The organism is Reinekea sp., from assembly GCF_982785585.1.
In genome coordinates, this window is record NZ_CEYAVF010000005.1 from 108491 (window position 1) to 130818 (window position 22328).

General features: G+C 53.3%; 24 protein-coding genes. 3 read left to right on the forward strand and 21 right to left on the reverse strand.

Going from position 1 to position 22328, the window contains the following annotated elements; translation table 11 throughout:
• Positions 1 to 1002 (forward strand): tyrosine-type recombinase/integrase (locus AC4FIC_RS03830; protein ID WP_476194745.1); only part of this gene is annotated, 1002 nt, incomplete at its 5' end.
• On the opposite strand, the gene gorA is transcribed toward AC4FIC_RS03830, so the two are convergent.
• The 12 genes from gorA to AC4FIC_RS03890 all read right to left on the reverse strand — a co-directional run bounded on the left by gorA (position 989) and on the right by AC4FIC_RS03890 (position 12966).
• Positions 989 to 2374 carry a glutathione-disulfide reductase gene (gene gorA / locus AC4FIC_RS03835; protein ID WP_100257074.1) on the reverse strand — a complete coding sequence of 462 codons (1386 nt, stop codon included), beginning with the start codon at positions 2372 to 2374 and terminating at the stop codon, positions 989 to 991. The genes AC4FIC_RS03830 and gorA overlap by 14 nt on opposite strands.
• A gap of 92 nt (positions 2375 to 2466) precedes the next feature.
• Entirely contained in the window at positions 2467 to 3120 is a 654-nt protein-coding gene (locus AC4FIC_RS03840; RefSeq protein ID WP_100257075.1) for a GNAT family N-acetyltransferase, read from the reverse strand.
• Positions 3121 to 3178: 58 nt separating this feature from the next.
• Positions 3179 to 3667: a type II secretion system protein M gene (locus AC4FIC_RS03845; protein WP_100257076.1), complete on the reverse strand. Its 489-nt coding sequence runs from the start codon at positions 3665 to 3667 to the stop codon at positions 3179 to 3181.
• Positions 3667 to 4923 (reverse strand): type II secretion system protein GspL, encoded by a 1257-nt coding sequence (gene gspL / locus AC4FIC_RS03850; RefSeq protein ID WP_100257077.1) that lies wholly within the window; start codon positions 4921 to 4923, stop codon positions 3667 to 3669. Before gspL ends, AC4FIC_RS03845 begins: the two co-directional genes overlap by 1 nt.
• A gap of 12 nt (positions 4924 to 4935) precedes the next feature.
• Complete coding sequence (gspK, locus tag AC4FIC_RS03855) at positions 4936 to 5925, reverse strand: type II secretion system minor pseudopilin GspK (protein WP_100257078.1); 990 nt, start codon at positions 5923 to 5925, stop codon at positions 4936 to 4938.
• Positions 5922 to 6641, reverse strand: coding sequence for a type II secretion system protein GspJ (locus AC4FIC_RS03860; RefSeq protein ID WP_100257079.1), 720 nt, complete (start codon positions 6639 to 6641; stop codon positions 5922 to 5924). Before AC4FIC_RS03860 ends, gspK begins: the two co-directional genes overlap by 4 nt.
• Positions 6638 to 7024 carry a type II secretion system minor pseudopilin GspI gene (gene gspI, locus AC4FIC_RS03865; RefSeq protein ID WP_100257080.1) on the reverse strand — a complete coding sequence of 129 codons (387 nt, stop codon included), beginning with the start codon at positions 7022 to 7024 and terminating at the stop codon, positions 6638 to 6640. The genes AC4FIC_RS03860 and gspI overlap by 4 nt, the downstream gene beginning before the upstream one ends.
• Positions 7011 to 7568 carry a type II secretion system protein gene (locus tag AC4FIC_RS03870; RefSeq protein WP_100257081.1) on the reverse strand — a complete coding sequence of 186 codons (558 nt, stop codon included), beginning with the start codon at positions 7566 to 7568 and terminating at the stop codon, positions 7011 to 7013. The genes gspI and AC4FIC_RS03870 overlap by 14 nt, the downstream gene beginning before the upstream one ends.
• Before the next feature lie 2 nt (positions 7569 to 7570).
• On the reverse strand, positions 7571 to 7987 hold the full coding sequence (gene gspG / locus AC4FIC_RS03875; RefSeq protein ID WP_100257082.1) for a type II secretion system major pseudopilin GspG: 417 nt from the start codon (positions 7985 to 7987) through the stop codon (positions 7571 to 7573).
• A 33-nt stretch (positions 7988 to 8020) separates the two neighbouring features.
• Positions 8021 to 9235, reverse strand: a complete 1215-nt coding sequence (gspF, locus tag AC4FIC_RS03880) for a type II secretion system inner membrane protein GspF (protein ID WP_100257083.1) — start codon at positions 9233 to 9235, stop codon at positions 8021 to 8023.
• Positions 9235 to 10704: a type II secretion system ATPase GspE gene (gene gspE / locus AC4FIC_RS03885; RefSeq protein ID WP_100257084.1), complete on the reverse strand. Its 1470-nt coding sequence runs from the start codon at positions 10702 to 10704 to the stop codon at positions 9235 to 9237. Before gspE ends, gspF begins: the two co-directional genes overlap by 1 nt.
• A gap of 105 nt (positions 10705 to 10809) precedes the next feature.
• On the reverse strand, positions 10810 to 12966 hold the full coding sequence (locus AC4FIC_RS03890) for a response regulator (RefSeq protein WP_158524329.1): 2157 nt from the start codon (positions 12964 to 12966) through the stop codon (positions 10810 to 10812).
• Between the two features lie 256 nt (positions 12967 to 13222).
• On the opposite strand from AC4FIC_RS03890, the gene AC4FIC_RS03895 reads away from it, so the two are divergent.
• Positions 13223 to 13510 (forward strand): LysR family transcriptional regulator, encoded by a 288-nt coding sequence (locus tag AC4FIC_RS03895; protein ID WP_158524330.1) that lies wholly within the window; start codon positions 13223 to 13225, stop codon positions 13508 to 13510.
• 111 nt (positions 13511 to 13621) lie between these two features.
• On the opposite strand, the gene AC4FIC_RS03900 is transcribed toward AC4FIC_RS03895, so the two are convergent.
• Entirely contained in the window at positions 13622 to 14548 is a 927-nt protein-coding gene (locus tag AC4FIC_RS03900; RefSeq protein WP_100257087.1) for an electron transfer flavoprotein subunit alpha/FixB family protein, read from the reverse strand.
• Positions 14545 to 15297, reverse strand: coding sequence for an electron transfer flavoprotein subunit beta/FixA family protein (locus AC4FIC_RS03905; RefSeq protein ID WP_100257088.1), 753 nt, complete (start codon positions 15295 to 15297; stop codon positions 14545 to 14547). The genes AC4FIC_RS03900 and AC4FIC_RS03905 overlap by 4 nt, the downstream gene beginning before the upstream one ends.
• A 358-nt stretch (positions 15298 to 15655) precedes the next feature.
• On the opposite strand from AC4FIC_RS03905, the gene AC4FIC_RS03910 reads away from it, so the two are divergent.
• The gene (locus AC4FIC_RS03910; RefSeq protein WP_100257089.1) at positions 15656 to 17311 is read left to right on the forward strand and encodes an electron transfer flavoprotein-ubiquinone oxidoreductase; all 1656 of its coding nucleotides are present in this window, start codon (positions 15656 to 15658) and stop codon (positions 17309 to 17311) included.
• Positions 17312 to 17347: 36 nt separating this feature from the next.
• Here the strand turns inward: AC4FIC_RS03910 and AC4FIC_RS03915 are convergent, their stop codons facing one another.
• From AC4FIC_RS03915 to pabC, 7 genes are all read right to left on the reverse strand, one after another.
• A complete protein-coding gene (locus tag AC4FIC_RS03915; protein ID WP_476194131.1) occupies positions 17348 to 17875 on the reverse strand; it encodes a DUF1285 domain-containing protein in 528 nt (175 codons plus the stop codon).
• Positions 17872 to 18486: a TetR/AcrR family transcriptional regulator gene (locus AC4FIC_RS03920; protein ID WP_100257091.1), complete on the reverse strand. Its 615-nt coding sequence runs from the start codon at positions 18484 to 18486 to the stop codon at positions 17872 to 17874. The genes AC4FIC_RS03915 and AC4FIC_RS03920 overlap by 4 nt, the downstream gene beginning before the upstream one ends.
• Before the next feature lie 72 nt (positions 18487 to 18558).
• Positions 18559 to 18912, reverse strand: a complete 354-nt coding sequence (locus tag AC4FIC_RS03925; RefSeq protein ID WP_100257092.1) for a PilZ domain-containing protein — start codon at positions 18910 to 18912, stop codon at positions 18559 to 18561.
• The gene (locus AC4FIC_RS03930) at positions 18909 to 19868 is read right to left on the reverse strand and encodes a DNA polymerase III delta subunit-related protein (protein ID WP_100257093.1); all 960 of its coding nucleotides are present in this window, start codon (positions 19866 to 19868) and stop codon (positions 18909 to 18911) included. Before AC4FIC_RS03930 ends, AC4FIC_RS03925 begins: the two co-directional genes overlap by 4 nt.
• Positions 19861 to 20481: a dTMP kinase gene (tmk, locus tag AC4FIC_RS03935; protein ID WP_100257094.1), complete on the reverse strand. Its 621-nt coding sequence runs from the start codon at positions 20479 to 20481 to the stop codon at positions 19861 to 19863. Before tmk ends, AC4FIC_RS03930 begins: the two co-directional genes overlap by 8 nt.
• Positions 20478 to 21524 (reverse strand): endolytic transglycosylase MltG, encoded by a 1047-nt coding sequence (gene mltG, locus AC4FIC_RS03940; protein ID WP_100257095.1) that lies wholly within the window; start codon positions 21522 to 21524, stop codon positions 20478 to 20480. The genes tmk and mltG overlap by 4 nt, the downstream gene beginning before the upstream one ends.
• Positions 21518 to 22324 carry an aminodeoxychorismate lyase gene (gene pabC, locus AC4FIC_RS03945; RefSeq protein ID WP_273284086.1) on the reverse strand — a complete coding sequence of 269 codons (807 nt, stop codon included), beginning with the start codon at positions 22322 to 22324 and terminating at the stop codon, positions 21518 to 21520. The genes mltG and pabC overlap by 7 nt, the downstream gene beginning before the upstream one ends.
• Positions 22325 to 22328: the final 4 nt, after the last annotated feature.

Sequence of the window (22328 nt, forward strand, 5' to 3'; positions counted from 1 at the left end):
AGCGAGGTGCGCCGTCAGCATATAGAGGCCTTCGTCCATTTTTGCCAAGCACCGCCGCTCAGCTGGATCGGGGTTAAATCGGTGCAACGCTTTCAGAATGGCGACGGGTTGCGCATTGCCAATCCGGCCTGGCGCCCCTTTGTGGTCAAGGTCAGTAAACGCGACCATCGACTCGGCGCCGACCCAGATCCAAAGCAGTATGACCTCAGTCAATCGGCCCTCCAGGCCCTATTTTCGGTGCTCAGCACCTTCTTTAATTATCTGATACAAGAAGAAGCCGTGGCCTTGAACCCGGTGGCGCAAATCCGCCAAAAAGGAAAGTTTCTGCGCAAGCGTCAAGCCGTCAGTACCGTGCGCCGTCTTTCTGAAGCCCAATGGCATGAGGTGTTGATGGCCATCGAGGCGGTCTTACACGAGGACCCGGATAAATGGCAGCGGTCGCTCTTTATCGTCAGCTGTTTATTCGGCCTTTATCTGCGGATTTCAGAGTTAGCCGCCTCGGATCGCTGGCAGCCAGAGATGGAACACTTTTGGAAAGACGCGCAGGGCAACTGGTGGTTTACCACGGTCGGCAAGGGGAACAAGGAACGCGACATCTCGGTGTCCGATGCCATGTTGACCGCATTGCGGCGCTATCGTCAGTATTTAGGGCTCACCCCCCTGCCATTGATTGGCGACCACACGCCGCTGATTGCCAAAATTCGTGGCAAAGGCGGTATTGCCAGTACCCGGCAAATTCGCTTTATTGTTCAGGAATGCTTCGACTTGGCGACCTTAAGACTGAAGGCCCAGGGTGAATCTGAGGAGGCTGCGGCGCTGGAAACGGCGACAGTGCATTGGTTGCGCCATACTGGCATTTCTGAAGATGTCAAAACACGACCGCGTGAGCATGTGCGTGACGACGCCGGTCACGGTTCCAGCGCCATCACCGATCGCTACATCGATGTTGAACGCCAGGCCCGGCACGCCAGTGCGCGAGCCAAAAAAATCAATCCGACGTAACAGTCCGACCAATAAAGCGCGTTGGTGTGCGCATGGTGACAAACTCTTCGGCCGCCGTTGGGTGAATGCCCAAGGTGCTGTCGAAGTCTGCCTTAGTGGCGCCCGCTTGCAAGGCCACAGCCAAACCCTGGATGATTTCACCGGCCTCATGGCCGACCATATGACAACCGATTACCTTATCGGTTTCAGTGTCGACCAATACCTTCATCAGGGTCCGATGAGTACTGCCCGACAAGGTGTTTTTCATCGCTTTAAAACGGCTCACAAAGACTGCCACTCGATCGTACTGGAGTATGGCCTCGTTCTCGGACAAACCCACTGTGCCAAGGTTGGGCTGGCAAAAGACCGCGGTCGGAATCAAACCGTAGTTGACCTTACGCGGGGCATCTTGGGAAAACAGATGATGCGCAACGTACATGCCCTCGGCCAACGCCACCGGGGTGAGCTGCACTCGACCGATGACATCACCGACCGCGAAGATATGCGGGACATTGGTCTGGTAATGTTCATTGACCTCAAGATGGCCGCGGCTAGCCAATTCAACCCCTGCGGCCGCTAACTTGAGTGGTTCGACCAATGCTTTGCGGCCCAAGGCATTGATTACCGCGTCCGTTACCACGACCTGGTCATTATCAAAGGTGACGGCCAATCGGCCATCGGCCTGCTTTTCAACCTTCTCCACGGTACGGCCGTAATGGATATCAATACCCGCCTCGATCAGTTCTTCGGAGACAAATTGGCGAATATCATCGTCGAAGCCGCGCAATACCGGTGCGCCGCGATACACCAGATGGGTGTCCGAGCCTAAACCGTTCAAGATGCCGGCAAACTCTACCGCGATATAACCGCCGCCGACGACAATGGCGTGACGGGGAAACTCGTCCATATAAAAGAATTCATTCGAGGTCATTACCAGTTCATTACCAGGGATCGGAGTGGTCACCGGCCAGCTGCCTGTGGCAATCAAGATGTTGGCGGCGCTGTAGACCTGATCACCGACCCGGACACTGTGTTCGGTAACAAACTCACCGTGACCGTTGATGATGGTGACCCCACTATTTTCCAGCAGACCTTGATAGACCCCTTGCAATCGCTCGATCTCCGCGGTTTTATTATCTCGCAGTGTGGGCCAATCAAAGGTGGGTTTTTTGTCTACCGTGTAGCCAAAACCGGCCGAGTCTATAAAGCTCTGATTGAATTCCGAAGCATAGACGAACAGTTTTTTGGGCACACAACCGACATTGACACAGGTTCCGCCCAGATAGCGAGCTTCGATGACTGCCACCCGTACGCCCATTTGGGCGGCCATTCGGGCGGCGCGAACGCCTCCGGATCCGGCGCCGATGACGAGTAAGTCGAAGTCATAGTTCATGGTAGTTCCTCGGGTTGTGGTTATAAGCAAGCAAGCAAATGGATGGGCGCCGAACAAGGCACCCTATCCTTTCAGACATCTGATCGAGCGAATCAAGCGGTTCGATCAATGTAGTTTGGATTGGGACGGTAGAGCACGAATTCCTTGAGTTGCCCTAGGGGTAATTCGGTAAATACTTCATAACTGAGACTTTGGTAAAAATCCAAATAACGATTATTACCGGTGTCCAAAAACAAACCAATGGAGTTTTCGTCTTGGTCGGTTATAGCGTGGATCGATTCAAGCAACAGCTTGCCCAAGCCCTGCTTTTGAAAATCGGGATGGATGCCGATTAGGCTGACCATACGATGGTTCTTCGACGGCAGACTTTCCTGCACATCATTAAAATAGTCAACAAAGCGTCGAGTGCTTTCGAATCCGGCGGTTAGGATCATTTTTAGGCGCCAAAAGAGCTGTTTGGATATATCCATTTTCAACTGCAGATCGCTAAAAAAGGCGACCCCCAGCAGGCGATCGTCCGCTTTGTGCACCACGCCAAAGATAAACTCCCCTCGGTCCATGTGCAAACCGATTAGCTCGCGAATTGTCGCCCGAATGCGTTGTTTATAGCCGGGGCGCTGGGCATCAAGTAAATATTTAAAGGTCGGTTCGTCTTTGTAGGAATGATACAGCAACGACCGCGCCTGGCGATTAAAGCGGTCATCCAAGCGGACGACCGCTACGTCATCTAAGGCTATCAGTGGCATAAATCACCTTTATTGTTGTTTTTATTGGTTTTAGTACTGTCCGTTGCCGGCCGATGCCTCAGTTCAGAGTCCCTAGGGTCACTCTGACGGAGACAAAACCGGATTTGGGGCGATCTTCTAATGTTAACTCGGTATGGCCAATGCCCAGTGCCGTCAAACCGCCCAGCCATTGAATGACCGCCGGGTAGCGAACATCCTCTAGCCAGACCTTGAGTAGAGTGCCATCGGGCTCGAACCGTTGAATATCGACACCAAAGCGGGCCGCCTGGCGCCTCACTTCGCTGTTTAAACTACCGGTGTCGAAGGTTGGGTCTTCACGACTGTTGCCCAAGGCCTGTGGCGCTAAGCTCAGCAGTTCGCGGTAAACACCCTGGGCGTTCTCTAGATCTTTGTTTAGCTGTTTATTAGCCTTAAGCACCGGCAAGGTAATACCGAAAATTAGAATAGCCAACAGCAGTGCGACCATCAGCGCCAAAAGCGAGCGTTGGTCGCGTCGGCTATAGGCCGCCCACTTGAGTCGGAGCGGTTCGAATAGGTTTTCAAACATCAGACTTGCCCCCCATAAACCGACTTAAACCGCGCCCGAAATACGTCCTTGTCTTGATTGGCCGAGTATTCGACCGTGTAGCCTTTGTCGGTTAGACCGGTTTTGAGGGATTCGAATAAGGCAAAGGCATCGCCCGCGTCGGCAATATCCTGAACCAGGGTGAAATAGGCCTCTTTACGGTCATGATTGTAACGGAAATCTTCCAGTTTGAAGCTAGGGCTGGCAATCGTTAGATCGTTTAACACGGCCAAGGCATTCACTTGCACACTTCGATCGACAATGCCGGATTCAGTCGCCAAGGTGCGCATTTCCCGGGTCATCAACGACCGTTGGATGCGCTTATCCTGACCAAAGACCTGCAGAAAAACGTTATCGCTGGCCGCTAAGGTTTGCTCGATCCGAATCTGCAGCCGATGATTATCCAATAGGGTTAGGCTCACCCAGACGACAAAGGCGGCCAGACCGGCGACTGCGGCGGGTAGCCACAGCTGATATTGGGAATTGGAAGGCTGTTGACTGAATTCAGCGGTAATCAGGTTGCCAGGCTGCCTGTTACCCTCTGCCCGATCATGCCAATCGATGAGCTGTTTTATATCCTGAACGACCCACTGCACGGGGACACCGGTTGCTTCCAGTTGGTTGACAATCGACTTGGCCACACCATCGGCATGGGCACTGATGATCAGGATCGGCGCCTCAGGGTCGAGTTGATTTTGCTGCGACCACATATCAAACCATTGCGAGAAGCCCTTGGGATGTATCTTGAATATCTGGTCTCGGGCACTCAGGGTGACGATCTGCTCGGAGATCTGTAATAGGGTTTCGTTGGTTTGATTTTCTGGGATCGAGAAATCTTGGCAATTAAAGGCCTCCAAGACGATCAAGCCGCGCACGCGCAGGGTCTGTAAGACCCGACTAAAGCGCTCCAGCCCGGTGACCAAGACGGTGGCTGCCCCGCCCAGTGGCTTGTTTTTCAATACCAGATGCACGCTATCGATGTCTTGGGCGAGGAATTCTTCGGCGGCAAACTTCAGGGCTTGGCCAGACAGGCGTCGCGTCTTGGCCGGTAAGTTCAGCTCAAGGGTCGAGAACCAGTATTCGGGTAAAAACAACCTGACCGAACAGACGGTTAGATTATGCGCTTGTTTTTGATCCAGCAATTCCTCGAACGAACCCTCAAAAACACTCGGGTCGCCTGGCCAATACCACTCTAGGCGATCGGCGGTGTCCCAAAACAGGCTTAATTGAATACTCATTGACACTCCATTTTAACTATTCGACTCGTTGGTATCATCTAAGTCTGCCGATGCCGCGGGCCCTTTAATCGGGTCACCCGGTATCGGATTGGCTTCCTTCACCGATCGATCTCTTAAGGTTAAGGTCATCCCCGACGAACCACGATGTAACATGCTGCGTTGAGTCAGGGTTCTGTCCTGTAACGTCACTGAAGTATATAACTCGAACCAATTGGACGTAACACTTAGTTGCGCCAGCAATACCGATGAATCCTGATTTTCTTTAAAAACTTCGCCACTTAAGAAGTCACTCAGAGACGTAAAGCCGGTTTCCCCGCGGCTGGCTACGACCTGTTGGGCGGTACTTTCATCGATATAGACCGCAATTGACTGGATGATTTCGGCCGGCGCAGTATTGATATTCAATTTGCTATCGGCCGGTAACGCACTCAGATAGGGCGCAATCTTCTGATACTCAGCATAATCGACCGATTTTAACAGCAACAGTTCCGATAGATCGGCCATGCTGGTGTATGCCGGCGCATAGCTGGGCCGTTCATCGGCATAGAAATAGTCAATGCCGCTGTCTCGATCAAACCATTGCAACAGTTCGTCAGCAATTTCTGGCTTAGAGCCGAGAATGGTTAATAAGCGCATCAAGCCCTGTTGTGCCGAATCCCGATAACCGCTTTCCAGAGTCAGCCAGTTTAGGTTGAAGCGGCCCTGTAAATCGTTTAATTCCAGTTGAATCATGCCCTGATCGACGGGGAATAGGCCATCTGCGGTGTTCCACAGTTCGTAGAGATGATCGGTTTGACTGTTGCGCAGGTCGATTATCAGACCGACCTTGGCGATGGCCTCGGCACTCTCTGCATAGGTCTGTGCTTGGCCGAGAAACAGACTCTGAGCTGTCCGATCGATTTGAATACGTTGCTCATATTGTAATTTGGCGGCCACCACGATCAGGATAGCGAAGACCAACATAACCTGAATCAACACAAAGCCACTCTGCTGACGTCTCATGGCAAGGCCCCCTGATCCAGAGGCGGTAGGCTGGGTACGGCAAAGAGGCGTTGATGAATCGGGCCTGTGCCAAGGGTAAGGCTAATTTCGACGCCGATTAGGCGAGTCAGTAGCAACCCGGTACGTGGGTCGGAAGTGGGCGGCTCGGACTGGTACTCGGTGCTCTTGGTTTCCGGATCGTAGGTTAAAAAACGCCAATCGATGGCTTTGAGCGGGCGCAACAGTCGTTGGTGATACCAGCGCAGGGAACCGTCATCGTCTAGATGGGCCTTATAACTGCGAATCAAGCAACCGCCCTGATCGTTGATGAGATCATCCTCCAAGAGGTCACACAGCTCACTACCGGGTTCTGCCAAGCGATAGACAACCCGCTGCTCTGTGGAACGCTCATAAGCGATGAAGGGACTCCAGGCCCAACCATTGTGGGTCAGCGCCAAGCCATCGGCATCCATTAGCATCGCGGGCGCAAAATCACCAAAGGCGTCTTTGACCGGTCGCTGGGGGCTGAATTGGATGAAATCCTGTTCCAGTAAGCGCATGGCTCGACTCAACTGCGAGGTTGACTCGGCTTGGGCACCCAAGGTGTCGCGAGTATTGATGCTGGTACGCAACAGATTAAAGGTGCCGATGGCGATAACCGCACTCAATGCCAGGGCAACCAATAGTTCGATCAGGGTCATGCCCTGTACCCTGTTCATGCCCTGGAACGACTTCATGGCGAGCCCGCCTCACCGAGCACGGCAATGAGGATGTCGGCCGGAGTGTCATCAGTTTTGAGTCGAGTGCGCAGTTTTATGTGCCGTAAAAAGGGTCCAAGCAGGTCCATCTCGACATTGCTGACTTCAATCTCGACGATCCAGTCTTGATTATTATAAGAATAGTTTTGTCGGGTGGTGCCGCCATCGGGTAGCGCTTTGTCTAAGCGCATTTGGGTGAGGACATTTTGATTGATCCAGCGCGCTTGGACCTGCTCCTCTATCTGTCGAGCACTGTTCAAGGCCTGAATGTTGGAGGTGGCGATCGTCGACGCCAGGAGCGCAAAAATAGCCAAGGCCACCATGACTTCAACGAGGGTAAAACCCCGGTTAGGGTGCTTCACGGCTTAACTCCAGACGATTAAAGCCATCACCGACGATCCTTATCAGCTGCTCTGACATGGCATCGAGCCGCATAGTCATGACAAAGGACGGGGTATATTCCTCCGAGGGCAAGAGAATCACCTGGGGCTGAATCAGCGCAGGGTCCTCCGGTAACGCCTCAGACAGCGCGACCCACTGTTGGGATTCCAAATCGAGCATCAGCTCGACGATCAAATCGTCGTTTTCATTAACATAGGGGCTCTCACTGATCACGGTCCAAACCACGTCCGCTTCGCCGGCATCCGGGTCACCGGCCTGCCAACTCAGGGTCGCCACAGAGCCAGTCATAAAATAGAGCCCTGTTTCGCTCAGGGTTACTAGGCTTTGATCTTGCGCTCGGGTAAACCAATGGACCAGGATATCACCGGTGCGCTGCAGATCATCAAGCGGGTCATTGCGCACCACACCGAGCCGTATCGCAGCGGCACCGATCCCTATGATCAGAATTACCACCATGAGTTCGATCAGCGAAAACCCGGCGTCACGCCGATGTCCGCGAGGCATCATCAGTTCAGATTAACTGAAGAGATATCCTGGTAGATACCCTCACCGCCATCGCTGCCGTCGGCTCCCAGAGAGATGATTTCCGGTACATTGTTCTCGTTAATATAGCCATAGGCATTGCCCCAAGGATCCAGAGGGGTCTTTTTCAAATAGGGCCCGCGCCAGTTTTTCGCTTCCGGATCGCCACTGGGTTTAGCCACTAAGGCTTCCAAACCCTGATTGGTCGATGGATAGTGCGAGTTGTGTAGGCGATACATTTCTAACGACTGGCCGATGGTGCTCATATCGGCATGCGCCGCGGTCACACGAGCCTCATCGCCCCGCCCCACTACATTGGGTACCACCAGGCCAAAGATGATGCCCAGGATCACTAGCACAACCATGAGTTCGATCAGGGTAAAACCCGTTTGTTTTTTCATTGCTTTAAAACTCCAGCCCGGCAACCTCTGAGGTCAACCGGCCATATTATTCATTTGCATTATAGGTAGCACAATGGCCAGGACAATCACCAAAACGATGGCACCCATGATCAGAATCATCAGCGGTTCGAATAGGCTTAAGATGGTGGTAATCAGCTCCTGCACAGAGCGATTTTCAGCATCGGCGGTTTTCTGTAACATGGCATCGAGCTCTCCACTGGCCTCTCCGCTGCCTATCATATGCAACATCATCGGCCGGAAGTAACCGGCCTCGGTCAAAGCTTTGTGTAAAGACGAACCTTCACTCACGGCCACCGCGGCGCGGCTAACCCGTTGTTTTATCTCTAAATTTGCAATCACCTGAGCCGAAATTCTCATCGCTTCCACCAAGGGCACTCCGCTCCCAGACAACATCGCCACGGTGCCAATAAAACGTGAGGTGTTGAAGCCTTTCGAAATCCGCCCGATCAGGGGTAAGCGCAGCAACAGACGGTGGGTCTTGGTACGCCGCTCGATGGGCCGGTTATAGAGATGAAAGAGCAGCGCGAGCGCGATACAAAAGACTAAAAAGTGCCCCCAATAGCGCATCACCATATCGCTAGAGGCCAGTAAAACCCGGGTGGGTGTCGGTAATACTTGACCGGTGGAGGAAATCACCCCGACGATTTCGGGTACCACCGAATAGAGCAGAAAGACAATGATCAGTAGCGCCACACCGGTGAGAATGGCGGGATAAATACTGGCCATCTGGATTTGCTTACCAATGCGCTGCTGTTCTTCCATATGATCGGCCAGGCGGTTCATCACCCGATCCAGATGGCCGCTGTGTTCCCCGGCATTGACGGTGGCCTGATAGAGCACCGGAAACGCTCGCGGGTACTCGGATAAGGCATTGGCCAGACTAAAGCCCTCTAGCACCTTTGAGCGCACGCTCAACACCAGGCTACGCACCTTGGCCTTTTCCGATTGATCGGCGGCGGCCTTAAGGCATTCTTCCAACGGCATTCCAGAACCGACCAACGTGGCCAATTGGCGGGTCACCAGAGCCAGATCGGCTACCGATAGGCCGGGTGAAAACAATCCCTGGGATTGATTTTTGCTGCGCTGTTTCTGGGCCTGCTGTACTTCTTGGACAAACCAGCCCTTATCGCGCAACTGCTGGCGAATCTGACGGGCACTGTCGGCCTCTAAGATGCCTTTTTTCTTTTTGCCCCGGCCATCGAGAGCGACATATTCAAATGCTGCCATCAGTAGCTCCGATTCACGCGCAGAACCTCTTCGATGGTGGTCACACCTGCCAACACCTTGACCTTGCCATCGTCGAGAATCGAATGAGCTGATTTACGGGCGTAGAGATCCAACTCCAGATCGCCAACCTGCTTATGAATCAGCTGACGCATACCGTCGTCGACCCTAAGCAATTCATAAACCCCGATCCGGCCTTTAAATCCCGTGCTTTTGCAAGCGGAACAACCATTGGCGCGGAATATCTCATAGGGTTCGTCTGCGCTCAGGCCCAAGAGTTCGCGTTCGCTGCTATCGGGATTATGCGCCACCTTACAGTCATTACAGAGGGTGCGCACCAGGCGCTGAGATACTAGGCCGATAAGGCTCGATGCCAATAAAAAGGGTTCAATGCCCATATCTTGGAGTCGGGTAACGGCACCAACCGCCGAGTTGGTGTGCAAGGTGCTGAGCACTAAATGGCCGGTCAAACTGGCTTGTACGGCAATTTCAGCGGTTTCAAGATCGCGGATTTCACCGATCATCACGACATCGGGGTCTTGCCGGAGAATCGCGCGTAAACCGCGTGCAAAGGTCATCTCGACCTTGCTGTTCACCTGAGTTTGACCAATACCCGGTAGGCTATACTCAATCGGATCTTCGACCGTCATAATATTACGGAACTGGCTGTTTAGGGTCTGCAAGGCGGCATAGAGACTCGTAGTCTTGCCCGAGCCGGTCGGGCCGGTGACCAAAATAATGCCGTGCGGTCGAGAAATCAGGTCTTTCAACTTAGCATGATCATCCGGACTCAGACCCAGGTGAGCCAAATCGAGTCGACCGGCCTGCTTGTCTAGTATGCGCAAGACCACGCGCTCGCCATGGTTGGCCGGTATGGTCGAGACGCGCAAATCTACCTCTCGACCGGCCACACGCAGCGATATACGGCCATCCTGAGGTAGGCGTTTCTCGGCTATATCCATACGCGCCATCACCTTAATCCGCGACACCAAGAGTGGTGCTAAGGCGCGGCGCGGCTGCACGACCTCGCGCAGGACACCATCGACTCTAAAACGGATCGATAGGCGTTTCTCAAAGGTTTCGATATGGATGTCGGAGGACCCTTCACGCACCGCCTCGGTCAGAATGGCGTTGATCAGGCGAATGATCGGCGCCTCATCGACTTGATCCATCAAATCTTCGGTCTCAGGAAAGGATTCAGCTAAGCTGCTCAAATCCATCGATTCGCCCAGCCCCTCAACCATCTGCATGGTTTCATCGGAGTCGGTCTGATAGGCGCGATTAAGCGCCTCGGCAAACTCGTTATCATTGATCAGTTCAAGCGGGACCACGGCTTCGATCAAGCGCTGTGCTTCTTGCATGGCGACTAGGTTAGCGTCGGGTCGATATAGCAAGCGCAGACCGTCGGCATGATGATAATCGATGACGACACCGTGTCTTTTTGCATATGCAAAGGGTAACTGTTTGTCCATGTTTTAATAAAACCAGTTAGAAATCGTAGAAAGCGTTTAACAGTAACGCCTAAGTAGTGAATTCTCCAGGGGATTCACGCCAACCTTACAACTGTTCTGGATTGCTTAGGCGGTCCAACGTTGAATCAATTCGATCAACTCCTCATGTTTGAGCGGTTTGGTAATGAAATCGTCCATGCCGGCGGTTAAACATTCGCGCTCAATCAGCGGCGTTTGTTCCGATGTCATCGCCACGATCGGGATATGCCGGCCGCTCGTGAGTTCGGCGCGACGAATCAGCCGAGTGGCCTCCATACCGTCCATCCGCGGCATGTAACAGTCCATTAACAATAGATCAAAATTATCCGTATTGGCCAACTCGATGGCTTCTAGGCCATTACTGCAGGTCGTGGCACTGACACCCATGGGCTCAAGCATCTTCAGGATCATTTTTTGATTTAATAGCTTGTCTTCGGCAATCAGGATCCGGGTGTTGTCAAACCGCGTGCTGCTTTGGGTATGCTCATCGATCTGTTCGAGCGCGTTTCTGAGTGCCGATAAGAGTTGATCGCGGGCGACGGGCTTCTCAATGAAGGTATAGGGGATCTCGATATCGTTGAACAATCTGTGCTGCAATTCTGATGCATATAGAATGAGGTGGCTTTGCTGTCCGAAACGGCCCGCTAAGTGCTGGATTTTCTCCAACTGTGCCTGAGCAAACTGATCGTCAACCGATAGATTAAACAATACAAAGTCTGAATCGATACTATCCGTCTGCTCAAAAAGGCGATCGAGGGTCCAGACCGCCACTTCCATATTCCAGCTCATAAACTCCGCGGCCAGGGAACGCTCAGTTTGAGGGCTCAGATCCACGAGCAACATGGATTTACCGGCCATAAACTTGGTCGGTCGAAACGAGCTGGCCTGCTGGGTGGTAGTGGTTATCGGCAAACGAACCGATATTTTCTGCAAATCCCCCTTCTGCTGCGCGCTTAAGGTCGCATTCATCGCCTTAAATTGCGCCGCGGCGACCATCAGAGTTAGTTGATCGGCGACATCCTCATTTTCTGGCAATATATCCATTTGCCGGTCCAATGCTGAGGTTAGGTCGCCCTGTTCCAGATCACTGTTGATAAAATAGAAGCTTATCAGCAGGCAGTCTTGGCCAAACTCCGAGCCGACAGCAATCTTAACGGTTATTTCACCGGCATCGGCCATATCCAAGGTGAAATCGAGCAAGCGGCGAAAGGCATTGGACAGCCACTGGGGGTCCGCCTCGATGCGTTCGGGCACGTCCGGGTGGTACAGGTAGGACAGCTCGCGGCCGTTTTCATGGGCTTTAGGGCCCATATCTGCGAGCGCATGCTCGAGCGTTTTGCGCAAATTAAAAACCATCGATTCAGGCACGCGAGTCTGATCGCGTTGTTCAATAAAGGCTTCAAAATCGGTAATTAGATCAAGCATCGAAAAACCGGAGCGGCGGGCAATGCCAAGCATGCCTTGGTTTTCAATATCAGTATCCTTAACCGACAGCATTCCCAAGACCCCGACCAGTCCGCTCATAGGGGTTTTCACCCGCTGCAACAACTGTTGGATAAAGCGGCGGTTGCTGGAGTTTTGCACGGTGGTGGCTTCGCGTGACTGCTCCAGGGCTGTTAAGCGTAATTTCAACTCGTGATTGCTGGTCAGAAAGCTCCAGACCAGTTCTGACACCCGCCTAGCCGTACTGACCAAATAGAGGTACATGGCAATAAAACCCAAACCTATGATCAGATTCACGACATTTTTTTCGAGAAATAGAAAGTAGATACTTAACGGAGCTAAAAGCATCAGTAGGTAAATGCTGACCGTGCGACCGTAGAGTGAATAGACGAAGGTTCCGCCCGCGGCAATCGCCGAGGTATAGAGAATGCCCAGCATCATAATGGGGTCATCATGGCTCTGCGTCAGGCGATAGACCAGATAGACAGACCAAGTGCCGGCATGCAAAAAACCGGACAGAATAAATACATCACGCCAGTGCGCAGGTCCCTTAGCATACCAACTTTCAAATTGGGCGATCATCACGAAGCGCCAGGCCGCCATTACTACCAGTAATAAACCGAAAATATACACCAGCTTCGGCGCGGGTCCGTTTTGCAGCAGATGCCACTCAATGATGATAAACAAAACGAAGTGCAACAACGCGCTGGGAAGTCCCTGACGGCTGAGGGTTTGATCGATACGTTTTAAATTAGCTCGATCTTTTTGGGCTTTGTGACGGGGGCGAAAAAAGAAACTCATACGGACGTCATCTGACAGAGAAAACAGCGCAACTATACCCGTATCTTGGGCCATACCCAAGGCATTCGCGGGTTGTTTTTAAACTGATAAGGCGGAGTTAGGCGTCGGTCTTGCTGAACGATTCAAAATGCAGCGAATAGGTAAGGATCTTGAGGTCTTGAACCGCTTAGGGGTTGGTTTACTGCCCTGCCCTTTTTACCTTTGCGTTTCTAATCTACGCTTAGTTAATAAGACGCACTATACGGACAGCTTTGTTATGCGGTATCTATCCTCAGATTTAAATCTTTTTCGCGTCCTGCTGACCATCTACTTGCAGGGCAATTTGACTCGCGCCGGCAAGGTGCTGGGCGTTACGCAACCAGCCATTAGCAACGCCTTAGCGCGCTTGCGAACAATGTATGACGATCCGCTGTTTGTGCGCTCGGGCAGTCGGATGCGGCCCACCCAAAAAACCGAACAAATCATCCAGCAGGTCAGCATTGCCTTGGAATTGCTGACTTCAACGTTGAGTCCGGACCAGCCCATGCCCCAAGCCAAAGATTAGAGGTTGGCGCTTAAGACCAATTAACCGCCACTCCCGTTTGGGCTTGGCGGGCCCGAACAAGATTCAGCCGGCCTGTCATCCCATAGCGATCCAGGCCTAAGTCGTGCTGAATTAGAGCTGTTCGGTCAGTTCTGGGAGTGCATCGAACAGATCGGCCACCAAACCGTAGTCGGCTACTTGGAAAATTGGGGCATCTGCATCCTTATTGATCGCAACGATGACCTTACTGTCCTTCATGCCGGCAAGGTGTTGAATTTGTCCTGAGATACCCACGGCGATATAGAGCTCCGGGGCAACGATCTTACCCGTTTGGCCGACCTGCATGTCATTGGGCACAAAGCCTTCATCGACCGCGGCACGAGACGCTCCAACTCCGGCACCGAGCTTATCGGCGACCTTGTAGAGCAGTTCGAAGTTCTCGCCGTTCTGCATGCCGCGACCACCTGAGATCACCACGCGGGCCGCGGTGAGCTCGGGGCGTTCGGAAACCACCAAATCCTCGGAGATAAAACGACTGATACCCTGGTCGGAAGCCGCAGGCAGGTCTTCGATCGGGGCCTGGCCATCATTCGGGCATGGATCAAAGGCGGTACCGCGCACACTAATAACCTTGATTCGGTCCGTCGATTGCACCGTGGCTATGGCATTGCCAGCATAGATCGGGCGCTTAAAGGTATCCGGACTGTCGACCGTGATGATCTCCGAAATCTGTTCTACGTCGAGTTTTGCGGCAACCCGAGGGAGGAAGTTCTTGCCCGTGGTTGTGGCGGCGGTCAGGATATGGCTGTATTGATCGGCCACCGATAGCACCAATTCGGCCAAGTTTTCGGCCAAGCCGTGGGCGTAGTGCGCTGCGTCGCAGTTGAGCACTCGCTCAATGCCACTCAATTGCGCTGCCGCGTCGGCGACGCTCCGACAGTCGTGGCCGGCAACCAATAGATGGACCGGCGCACCGAGCTTGAGCGCCGCGGCAACAACATTGGCGGTCACGGGCGTGAGTTCACTATTATTGTGGTCAGCTATAACTAAAATGCTCATGACACCACCTTCGCTTCGTTTTTAAGTTTGTCGACCAGCTCTTGAATCGAGTTGACCTTAATACCGGCTGGGCGTTCCGCTGGCGGTTCAACCTTTAAGGTGTTGACCGTTCGGCTTAGTTCAACGCCGAAATCCTCAGGGGTCTTTTTCTCCAGCGGTTTGCGCTTGGCTTTCATAATGTCGGGCAATTTAATGTAACGCGGCTCATTGAGGCGTAAATCGGTGGTGATGATGGCCGGCATCTTAAGCGAGACGGTTTGCGCGCCGCCGTCTATATCGCGCGTGACGGTAACCCAATCACCGTCAATCAAGACCTTGCTGGCGAAGGTCGCCTGAGCCAAGCCGGCGAGCGCGGCGAGCATTTGCCCGGTCTGATTGTTATCGGTGTCGATGGCCTGTTTCCCCAAGATCACCAGTCCAGGTTGCTCAAGGGCGACAATCTGCGCCAATATTTTCGCCACCACCAATGAACTGGCGGCCTCTTGCGTGACCACCAAAATGGCCCGATCCGCACCGATGGCCAGCGATCGGCGCAGCTGCTCTTCGGCTTTGGCTTCACCGATCGACACGACGATCACTTCAGAGGCGAGACCCTGTTCTTTGAGGCGCACGGCCTCTTCAACGGCGATATCACAGAAGGGATTGATGTCCATTTTAACATTAGCGAGTTCCACATCGGAATGATCCGCCTTGACTCGAACTTTGACGTTGTAATCTACAACGCGTTTAACCGGAACGATGATTTTCATACAGTCCTCATTAACTCATTGGTGCTTCAATATCGGTGAATAATCGACGACTACCTGAACCGAGACGACCGGCTAACGCTCACCTGCGCACAAACACAGGGTGAGCTCAAAACAGAGTGGGTCACATTTAGAATAGAGCGCGACAGCTGATCGTCAACCCAGTTTAATTTAAGTCTTCATTTAATCCGCTTTGGCGGCAAATTTCAAACAGTTGTTTTAATTTTTTCACGGTTAAGGTTAAACTCGTTACTGTTATAGAGTTATTGTCATTTAAGCGCCGCTGAGACACAGCATATTCTTAACGCTAACCGGGTCCTTGGGCTTTGTTAGTCATTGCAGCGGCCAACCGGAGGTGTTTATGGAACGCGAAGCCATGGAATTTGACGTGGTAATAGTCGGTGCTGGACCTGCGGGTCTGTCTGCTGCCATCAAGTTGATGCAAGGCGCACAGGCTCTGGAGCAGGAATTGAGCGTCTGCGTGGTTGAAAAAGGCTCCGAAGTCGGCGCCCATATACTATCGGGCGCGGTATTCGAAACCAGCGCCCTCAATGAATTGCTACCCAATTGGTCCGAGCTTGGGGCTCCCCTGCACACCCCTGTCACGCGCGATGAGATCTATGTGCTGCGCTCGGCGACCAGCCAAGTCAAGGTGCCGCATTTTGCCGTACCCACTCCGATGAAGAACGACGGCAATTACATTATCAGCCTGGGCAATTTTTGCCGCTGGTTGGCCGAACAGGCCGAGGCCTTGGGCGTGGAAATATTTCCCGGCTTTGCTGCCGCGGAAGTGCTCTATGACGCCAAGGGTGCCGTTAAGGGCATCATTACCGGCGATATGGGCCGTGCCGCCGATGGCACGGAGAAAGACGGCTTTGCCGCCGGAATGGAATTGCACGGCAAAACCACCCTGTTTGCCGAAGGTGCCCGCGGGCACTTGGGCAAGGCGCTGATCGAACAATTCCAGCTTGCCCGGGGACAGGGTACCCAGCATTTTGGCTTGGGTATTAAAGAGCTCTGGGAAGTGCCAGCCGATATGCACGAACCGGGCCTAGTCGTGCACACGGCCGGTTGGCCGCTGGCCGAACAGGGTGCCTCCGGTGGTGCTTTTATGTACCACTTGGAAAACCAACAGGTCGCATTGGGTCTGATCACCGATCTAGGCTATGACAATCCCTATTTGTCGCCGTTCGATGAATTTCAACGCATGAAGCACCACCCGCTCTTTGCCAAATATCTGACAAACGGCAAACGCCTGTCTTATGGCGCGCGGGCGTTGAATAAGGGCGGCTCGCAATGTCTGCCTAAAATGCACTTTCCGGGTGGGTTTTTAATTGGCTGTGATGCCGGCACGCTCAACGGCGCTAAGATCAAGGGCACGCATACGGCTATGCAATCGGGCATGTTGGCGGCGCAAACCATTCTGGATCAGCTGGCAATTGGCCTTGAAGCCGGCCAGGATTTGGTGCATTTCGAAGCGCATTATAAAAATAGCAGCCTCTTTAAGGAATTGCATTTTCAGCGCAATTTTGGCCCGGCCCAGCACAAGTTCGGCAATATCCTCGGCTCAGCCTACGCCTTTATCGATATGAATGTGTTTCGCGGCACCCTGCCCTGGACTCTGCAGGACTCGGTGCCCGACTACGCCACGCTCAAGCCGGCCGCGCAGTCTAAGATGCTTGAATACGGCAAGGCAGATGGCATCCTGTCCTTTGACAAGCTTAGTTCGGTATTTCTCTCCAATACCAATCACGAAGACAACCAACCGGTTCACCTCAGGCTGACCGACCCAGATTTGCCCATCCGAGACAATCTGCCGCTCTATGCGGAACCGGCCCAGCGCTATTGTCCGGCCGGCGTGTATGAGGTAATTCAAGGGGCCGATGGCGCAGCCAAGTTTCAAATCAATGCGCAAAACTGCGTGCATTGCAAAACCTGCGATATCAAGGATCCGGCTCAAAATATCACCTGGGTGACCCCCGAAGGCGCGGGTGGGCCCAACTATCCCAATATGTGACGGGCGCAGTCATTGACCGGATCTCGGACTTCGAGGTCAGGTCAACTCGCTACGATCGAGCATGAATTCCGTTCCGGCGCTGTCCAACCACAGCACCCCTAGGCGCAGTCCCTGATGGTCCAAGGCATGGATCTGCCACTGATACATTACACTGGGGCTGATTCGGGCGCGCAAGTTAGCGCGCCAAAGCATCTCTGGTTCGGCTGGGTAGTCTACCTTAAGCGGGTGATCCCGATCTAAACAGGCCTGATCGCCCAGATTGTTGGTCACGATCCAGGTGTCACCGATCAATTGGGCGGAGACCACCACAAAGGGTGTGGCGGCGACTCGAATGCCCACCTTCTCCACCGGTGTGACCAAGAAATAACGTTCATCTTCCTTTTTCAGTACACTGGCAAACAGCTTAACCATCCGTTCCCGAGCTATCAGGCTGCCCTGATAGTACCACCGGCCATCGCGGCGAATTTCCAAATCAATATCACCACAGAAGTCAGGGTCCCATAACTCCACGGGCGCAACCGTTTGATTATTAATGTGTCGATAGATATCAGTCAGTTCGATCATTTAGGGCCACCCAGTGTGCGCACGGAATCGAGCAGAAAGCGGCTAAAGCCACGTCGATCACGAATCAGTTCAGGGAATAGATCGGATTCGGTAATATGCGCCATGCCACTGGCCAATGACCAGAGCAAACCATAATGAAAGCGCGCCTTGTCCCGCTCTAACGGCTTCAGGTGCGCTAGGTCCAGTTCAATTATGGCGGCGAACTCATCGACATGCTGGCGGCGTAACAGTTGCCACTGCACAAACCGCTCCAATGTGCAGTCGGTCGCCTGCAAGTGTTTTTCCAGACGCATCAGAACTCGGTATTTCTTAACGAATTGGATTCGATATTTCAAATACTGCTCAAGTAGGTCCGCAGCCCCGCCTGAGGCCCCGATGTTAGTGAGTAAGGGCGTCACTGCGAGCTCATCGGTGAGTAGAATGGCGGCATAGACATCATCTTTGTTGGCGAAGTGTTTATAAAAAACCGATCGACTGATGCCCGCAGCCTTGATCAATTGGGTTACCGTTATGCTGTTTTCATTGTGAATGGTAAATAGATTCAGGGCCGAACTAATCAAGGCTGTTTCAGCGGGGCTTTGTGGCTGAATCGCAATACTCGAAGTTAACATGCCAAGGTGTCCAGAGTGGTTAGGCCACCCAAACGGATGACATTATTAGCCGGAAGATTCGCTTGGGCCCAGTTACATAGTGTGGGTAGGTTTGTCCGAATTCAACGCGCCGGCCAGATAGGTTTCGATCTTGTCTTTTGCCAATTCGTTTTTCTTCGAAAATTGCACACCGATGCCGGTTGCCCTGTTGCCCTGGGCCCCTCGTGGGGTCAACCAGATAACGCGGCCAGCAACCGGAATCTTTTCTGGTTCATCCATCAGGGTGAGTAATAAAAAAACATCATCGCCCACGCTGAAGCGTTTGTTAGTCGCGATAAACAAACCGCCATTCTTTACGAAGGGCATAAAGGCGGCATAGAGAACCGCCTTGTCTTTCATGGTTATGGACAGTATTCCGCTGCGAGTGCCAGCTAATTTTGGGTTCATTCTGTACCTCTTAGATCAAGCCAGCGAGATGCGAGCTCTTCGCCCATCAGCTGAGGGTTTAGATTCGATTGACGGTTAATAGCCCCTAATAAGACAACCAGATAATCCCGAAAATTGAACAGCGACCGAGCCGTTTGGTTGGCCAGCAGTTCGATCAAGTCATCGGCGATGGGCGCCAGCGCGCCTCGCCGGCTCAACTGCTGGCGCAGTGCCGTGTCGATCCACAACATCAGTTGCTTGAGGGTCGGTTCAAGCGGCGCCTTGTGAATAAATTGACTCAACTGACTAAAGCCTAAATCCTGTAAAAAATGCCTTTCACACTCGGACCATTGGTTAAGTTGGTCCGCAGTGACCGCCAAGGCGGTATAGGGTTTGCCTTGCGCAATGCCCAGGGCGATATGGGGATTGAGCGGATAGGCAGCGCTATGCAACACAGCCAAGGCCTGCTCAGGAGTCGGTTCTGGCAGCGTGACCAGCCGACAACGAGACCGAACGGTCGGTAGGGTGCGCCCCAACGAGCGACTTTCGAGCACAATAAAGGTTCGATCGCTCGGTTCTTCTAAGACCTTCAATAAGGCATTTGCGGCATTGCTATTCATCTTCTCGGCGTTTTCCAGGCGAATCACCTTGTTGCCACCTTGTTGAGCGGTTTCGGCCACTTTTCGATTGATGGCGCGCACGGCATCGACCCGTATGGTCAAACTCTTGCCTTCCGGCTGCACCCGAATAAAGTCTGGATGGTTGCCGGCCTGGTGCAATCGACAGGCTTTGCAGTCGCCACAGGCGTGCGCCAAATCGGACCGGCAGAGTAATTTTGCCACCAAGGCATCGGTCATTAACCCGCCACCATCACCTGGATCACCCAATATCAATAGGCCATGCGGCAAGGTATTGGCTCGGTATTGGCTAATCAAGTCCACTAGCGTGGCATTCAACCAAGGCGGTAAATCAGGCAAAGTAGACCTCCAGGGCCGTAATTAACTGCTCGGAGACGGCGGCCTGTGACGGAGCCGCATCGATTTTTATAAAACGCTCAGGTTGTTGATCATAGCGTAGTTGATATTGTGCGCGGCAGCGGTTAAAAAACGCTATATCTTCGCCTTCAATGCGGTCCAGCGCGCCACGAGCCTGGGCCCGCGCCAAGCCGGTGGCCGCGTCGCAATCGAACCAGATGGTTAGATCGGGTTGGAAATTGGCCAAAACCGTCTCCTCCAGTGATGCGATCAGGCTTCGGTCGAGCCCGCGCCCGCCACCCTGATAGGCGTAAGTCGCATCGGTAAAGCGATCGCTGATCACCCACTGACCCGCCGCTAAGGCCGGCTGAATAAGGCTGGCCACATGCTGCTTGCGGGCTGCAAATACCAGGAGCAACTCGGTAACCGGATCCATTTTTTCACTGTGATGACTCAAAACCAGGTCCCGGATCGCTTCTGCGATCTCGGTGCCACCCGGCTCCCGGGTGCGGACGATATCGTGGCCGCGCGCTGCGAGCCAAGCCATCAGCACCTCGGCCTGAGTCGTTTTACCGGCGCCTTCTAAGCCTTCTATGCTGATAAACAAGGCGCTCATTGGACCTCGTCCGTTGTCGTTGCCGGTGCCGACTTATAGTCTTGGCGCCGGGAAAAACGCTGATAGCGCCGCACGGCGGCGTTGTGTTCTTTGAAGGTGATCGAAAAATGATGGCTGCCATCGCCCTTGGCGACGAAAAATAGACTCTCACCGGCGGCCGGATTTAAGGCCGCAAAGATCGCTTCGCGGCCCGGGTTGGCAATCGGAGTCGGCGGCAAGCCGTTGCGGGTATAGGTATTATAGGGCGTGTCGGTGCGCAAATGGCCGCGCGTCAGATTGCCGGTATACGCCGCACCCGCGCCATAAATAACGGTTGGGTCGGTCTGCAGGCGCATATTGATACTGAGTCGACGGCTGAAAACACCTGAGATCATCGGTCGTTCAAAGGCGGCGCCGGTTTCTTTTTCGATGATGGACGCCAAAATCAACGCCTCATAGGGTGTCTCAACAACAGCTGTGGGGGATTTTTGCGCCCATTCCTCCGCCAAGATCGACACCATACGCTGGTGAGCTAATTTAAGTATATCCAGATCACTGGTGCCAGCGTCAAATAAATAGGTATCGGGGAAAAACCAGCCCTCGTAAAAGCTCATATCGGCGGCTACAAGCTGCATAATAGCATCTTGATCCAATCCGGTTAGGCTATGCTCTAGGTCGGGACTATCCGCCAGGACCTGCAAGAATTCACTGAAGGTTTGGCCTTCAATGAATTGCACTGAACGCAGGATTTTTTTGCCAGACACCATCATGCGAATCACATCGGTACTGGTTTGGCCCGGCTGCAAAGCATATTCACCGCGTTGGATTACCGTGAGTTCATTATAGCGCAACCACAATTCGTGGATCCGGGGGTAGTCGATCCAGCCGTTGGCGCTAAAGTCTGCCAAGACACGCTTTACCGAAGCGCCGTCGGTCACCCTATAGGTTGTGCCTTCGGCGCTCAGTGAGAGCGGTTTTTGCAGCCGTAGTTGGGCCAAGTTGACGATCGCCAAGGCCGAAACGATGCCTAATAGCAGAGTGATGAAGACTAGTTTTTTTAACACGTTTTGGCTAACTCACTGTGAAAGAGATGGATGTCGGCATGGCGCGGTAACGGCCGCGCCATTAAGGATTCAATCGGGACTAGACCCATTAGACTATTGGACAAAAAAGCCGCATCGACCTGGTCCAGCTCATCCACCGCCAGTGCGCTGATCTGAATGTCAGGGAAACGGGTCAGCAGCTGCTGACGTATTACACCGGCGACTCCGGCCTGATCAACCGGTGGTGTAGACCAGTACCCATGCCGAAAAAAGAATAGATTGGCAGAGCTGGCTTCGACAATAGAGCCGCTGTCGGTGGCCATCAAGACCTCATCGACACCTTGTCGCCGCGCGCTCTGACGAGCCAAAACCGAATCCAGCCGATTGAGGTGCTTCATGCCGGCCAGAGTCGAGTTGACGCTGATGTGGGTCTCGGACAGGGCAACCGAAGCGCCCTGCGCCGCCCAGTCGGGACGGTGATAGGGACTGCATTGCACGAGAACATCGGTCTGTTGTAACAGGGGGTCGAAATCATAGCCGCGCCCGGGGTTGCTTCTCAACAACATGACTTTAATCAGATGGGGTGCATCCAGATGGGCACAGAGCGCGGTCAATTGTCCGCGCAGCGCAAGCCTCTGCGCGCTGGACCATGCCATACCCAAACGATGGGTGCCGGCGCTGAGGCGATCAAGATGCGGCCCGAGAAAGTGAGGCCCATGTTGATCGGCTAACAGCGTCTCAAACAGGCCATCGCCATAAGCTAAACCTCGGTGGGATAATGGAATGGCGCCACTGACGCCATTTAACAGACTGATATGCATGGTT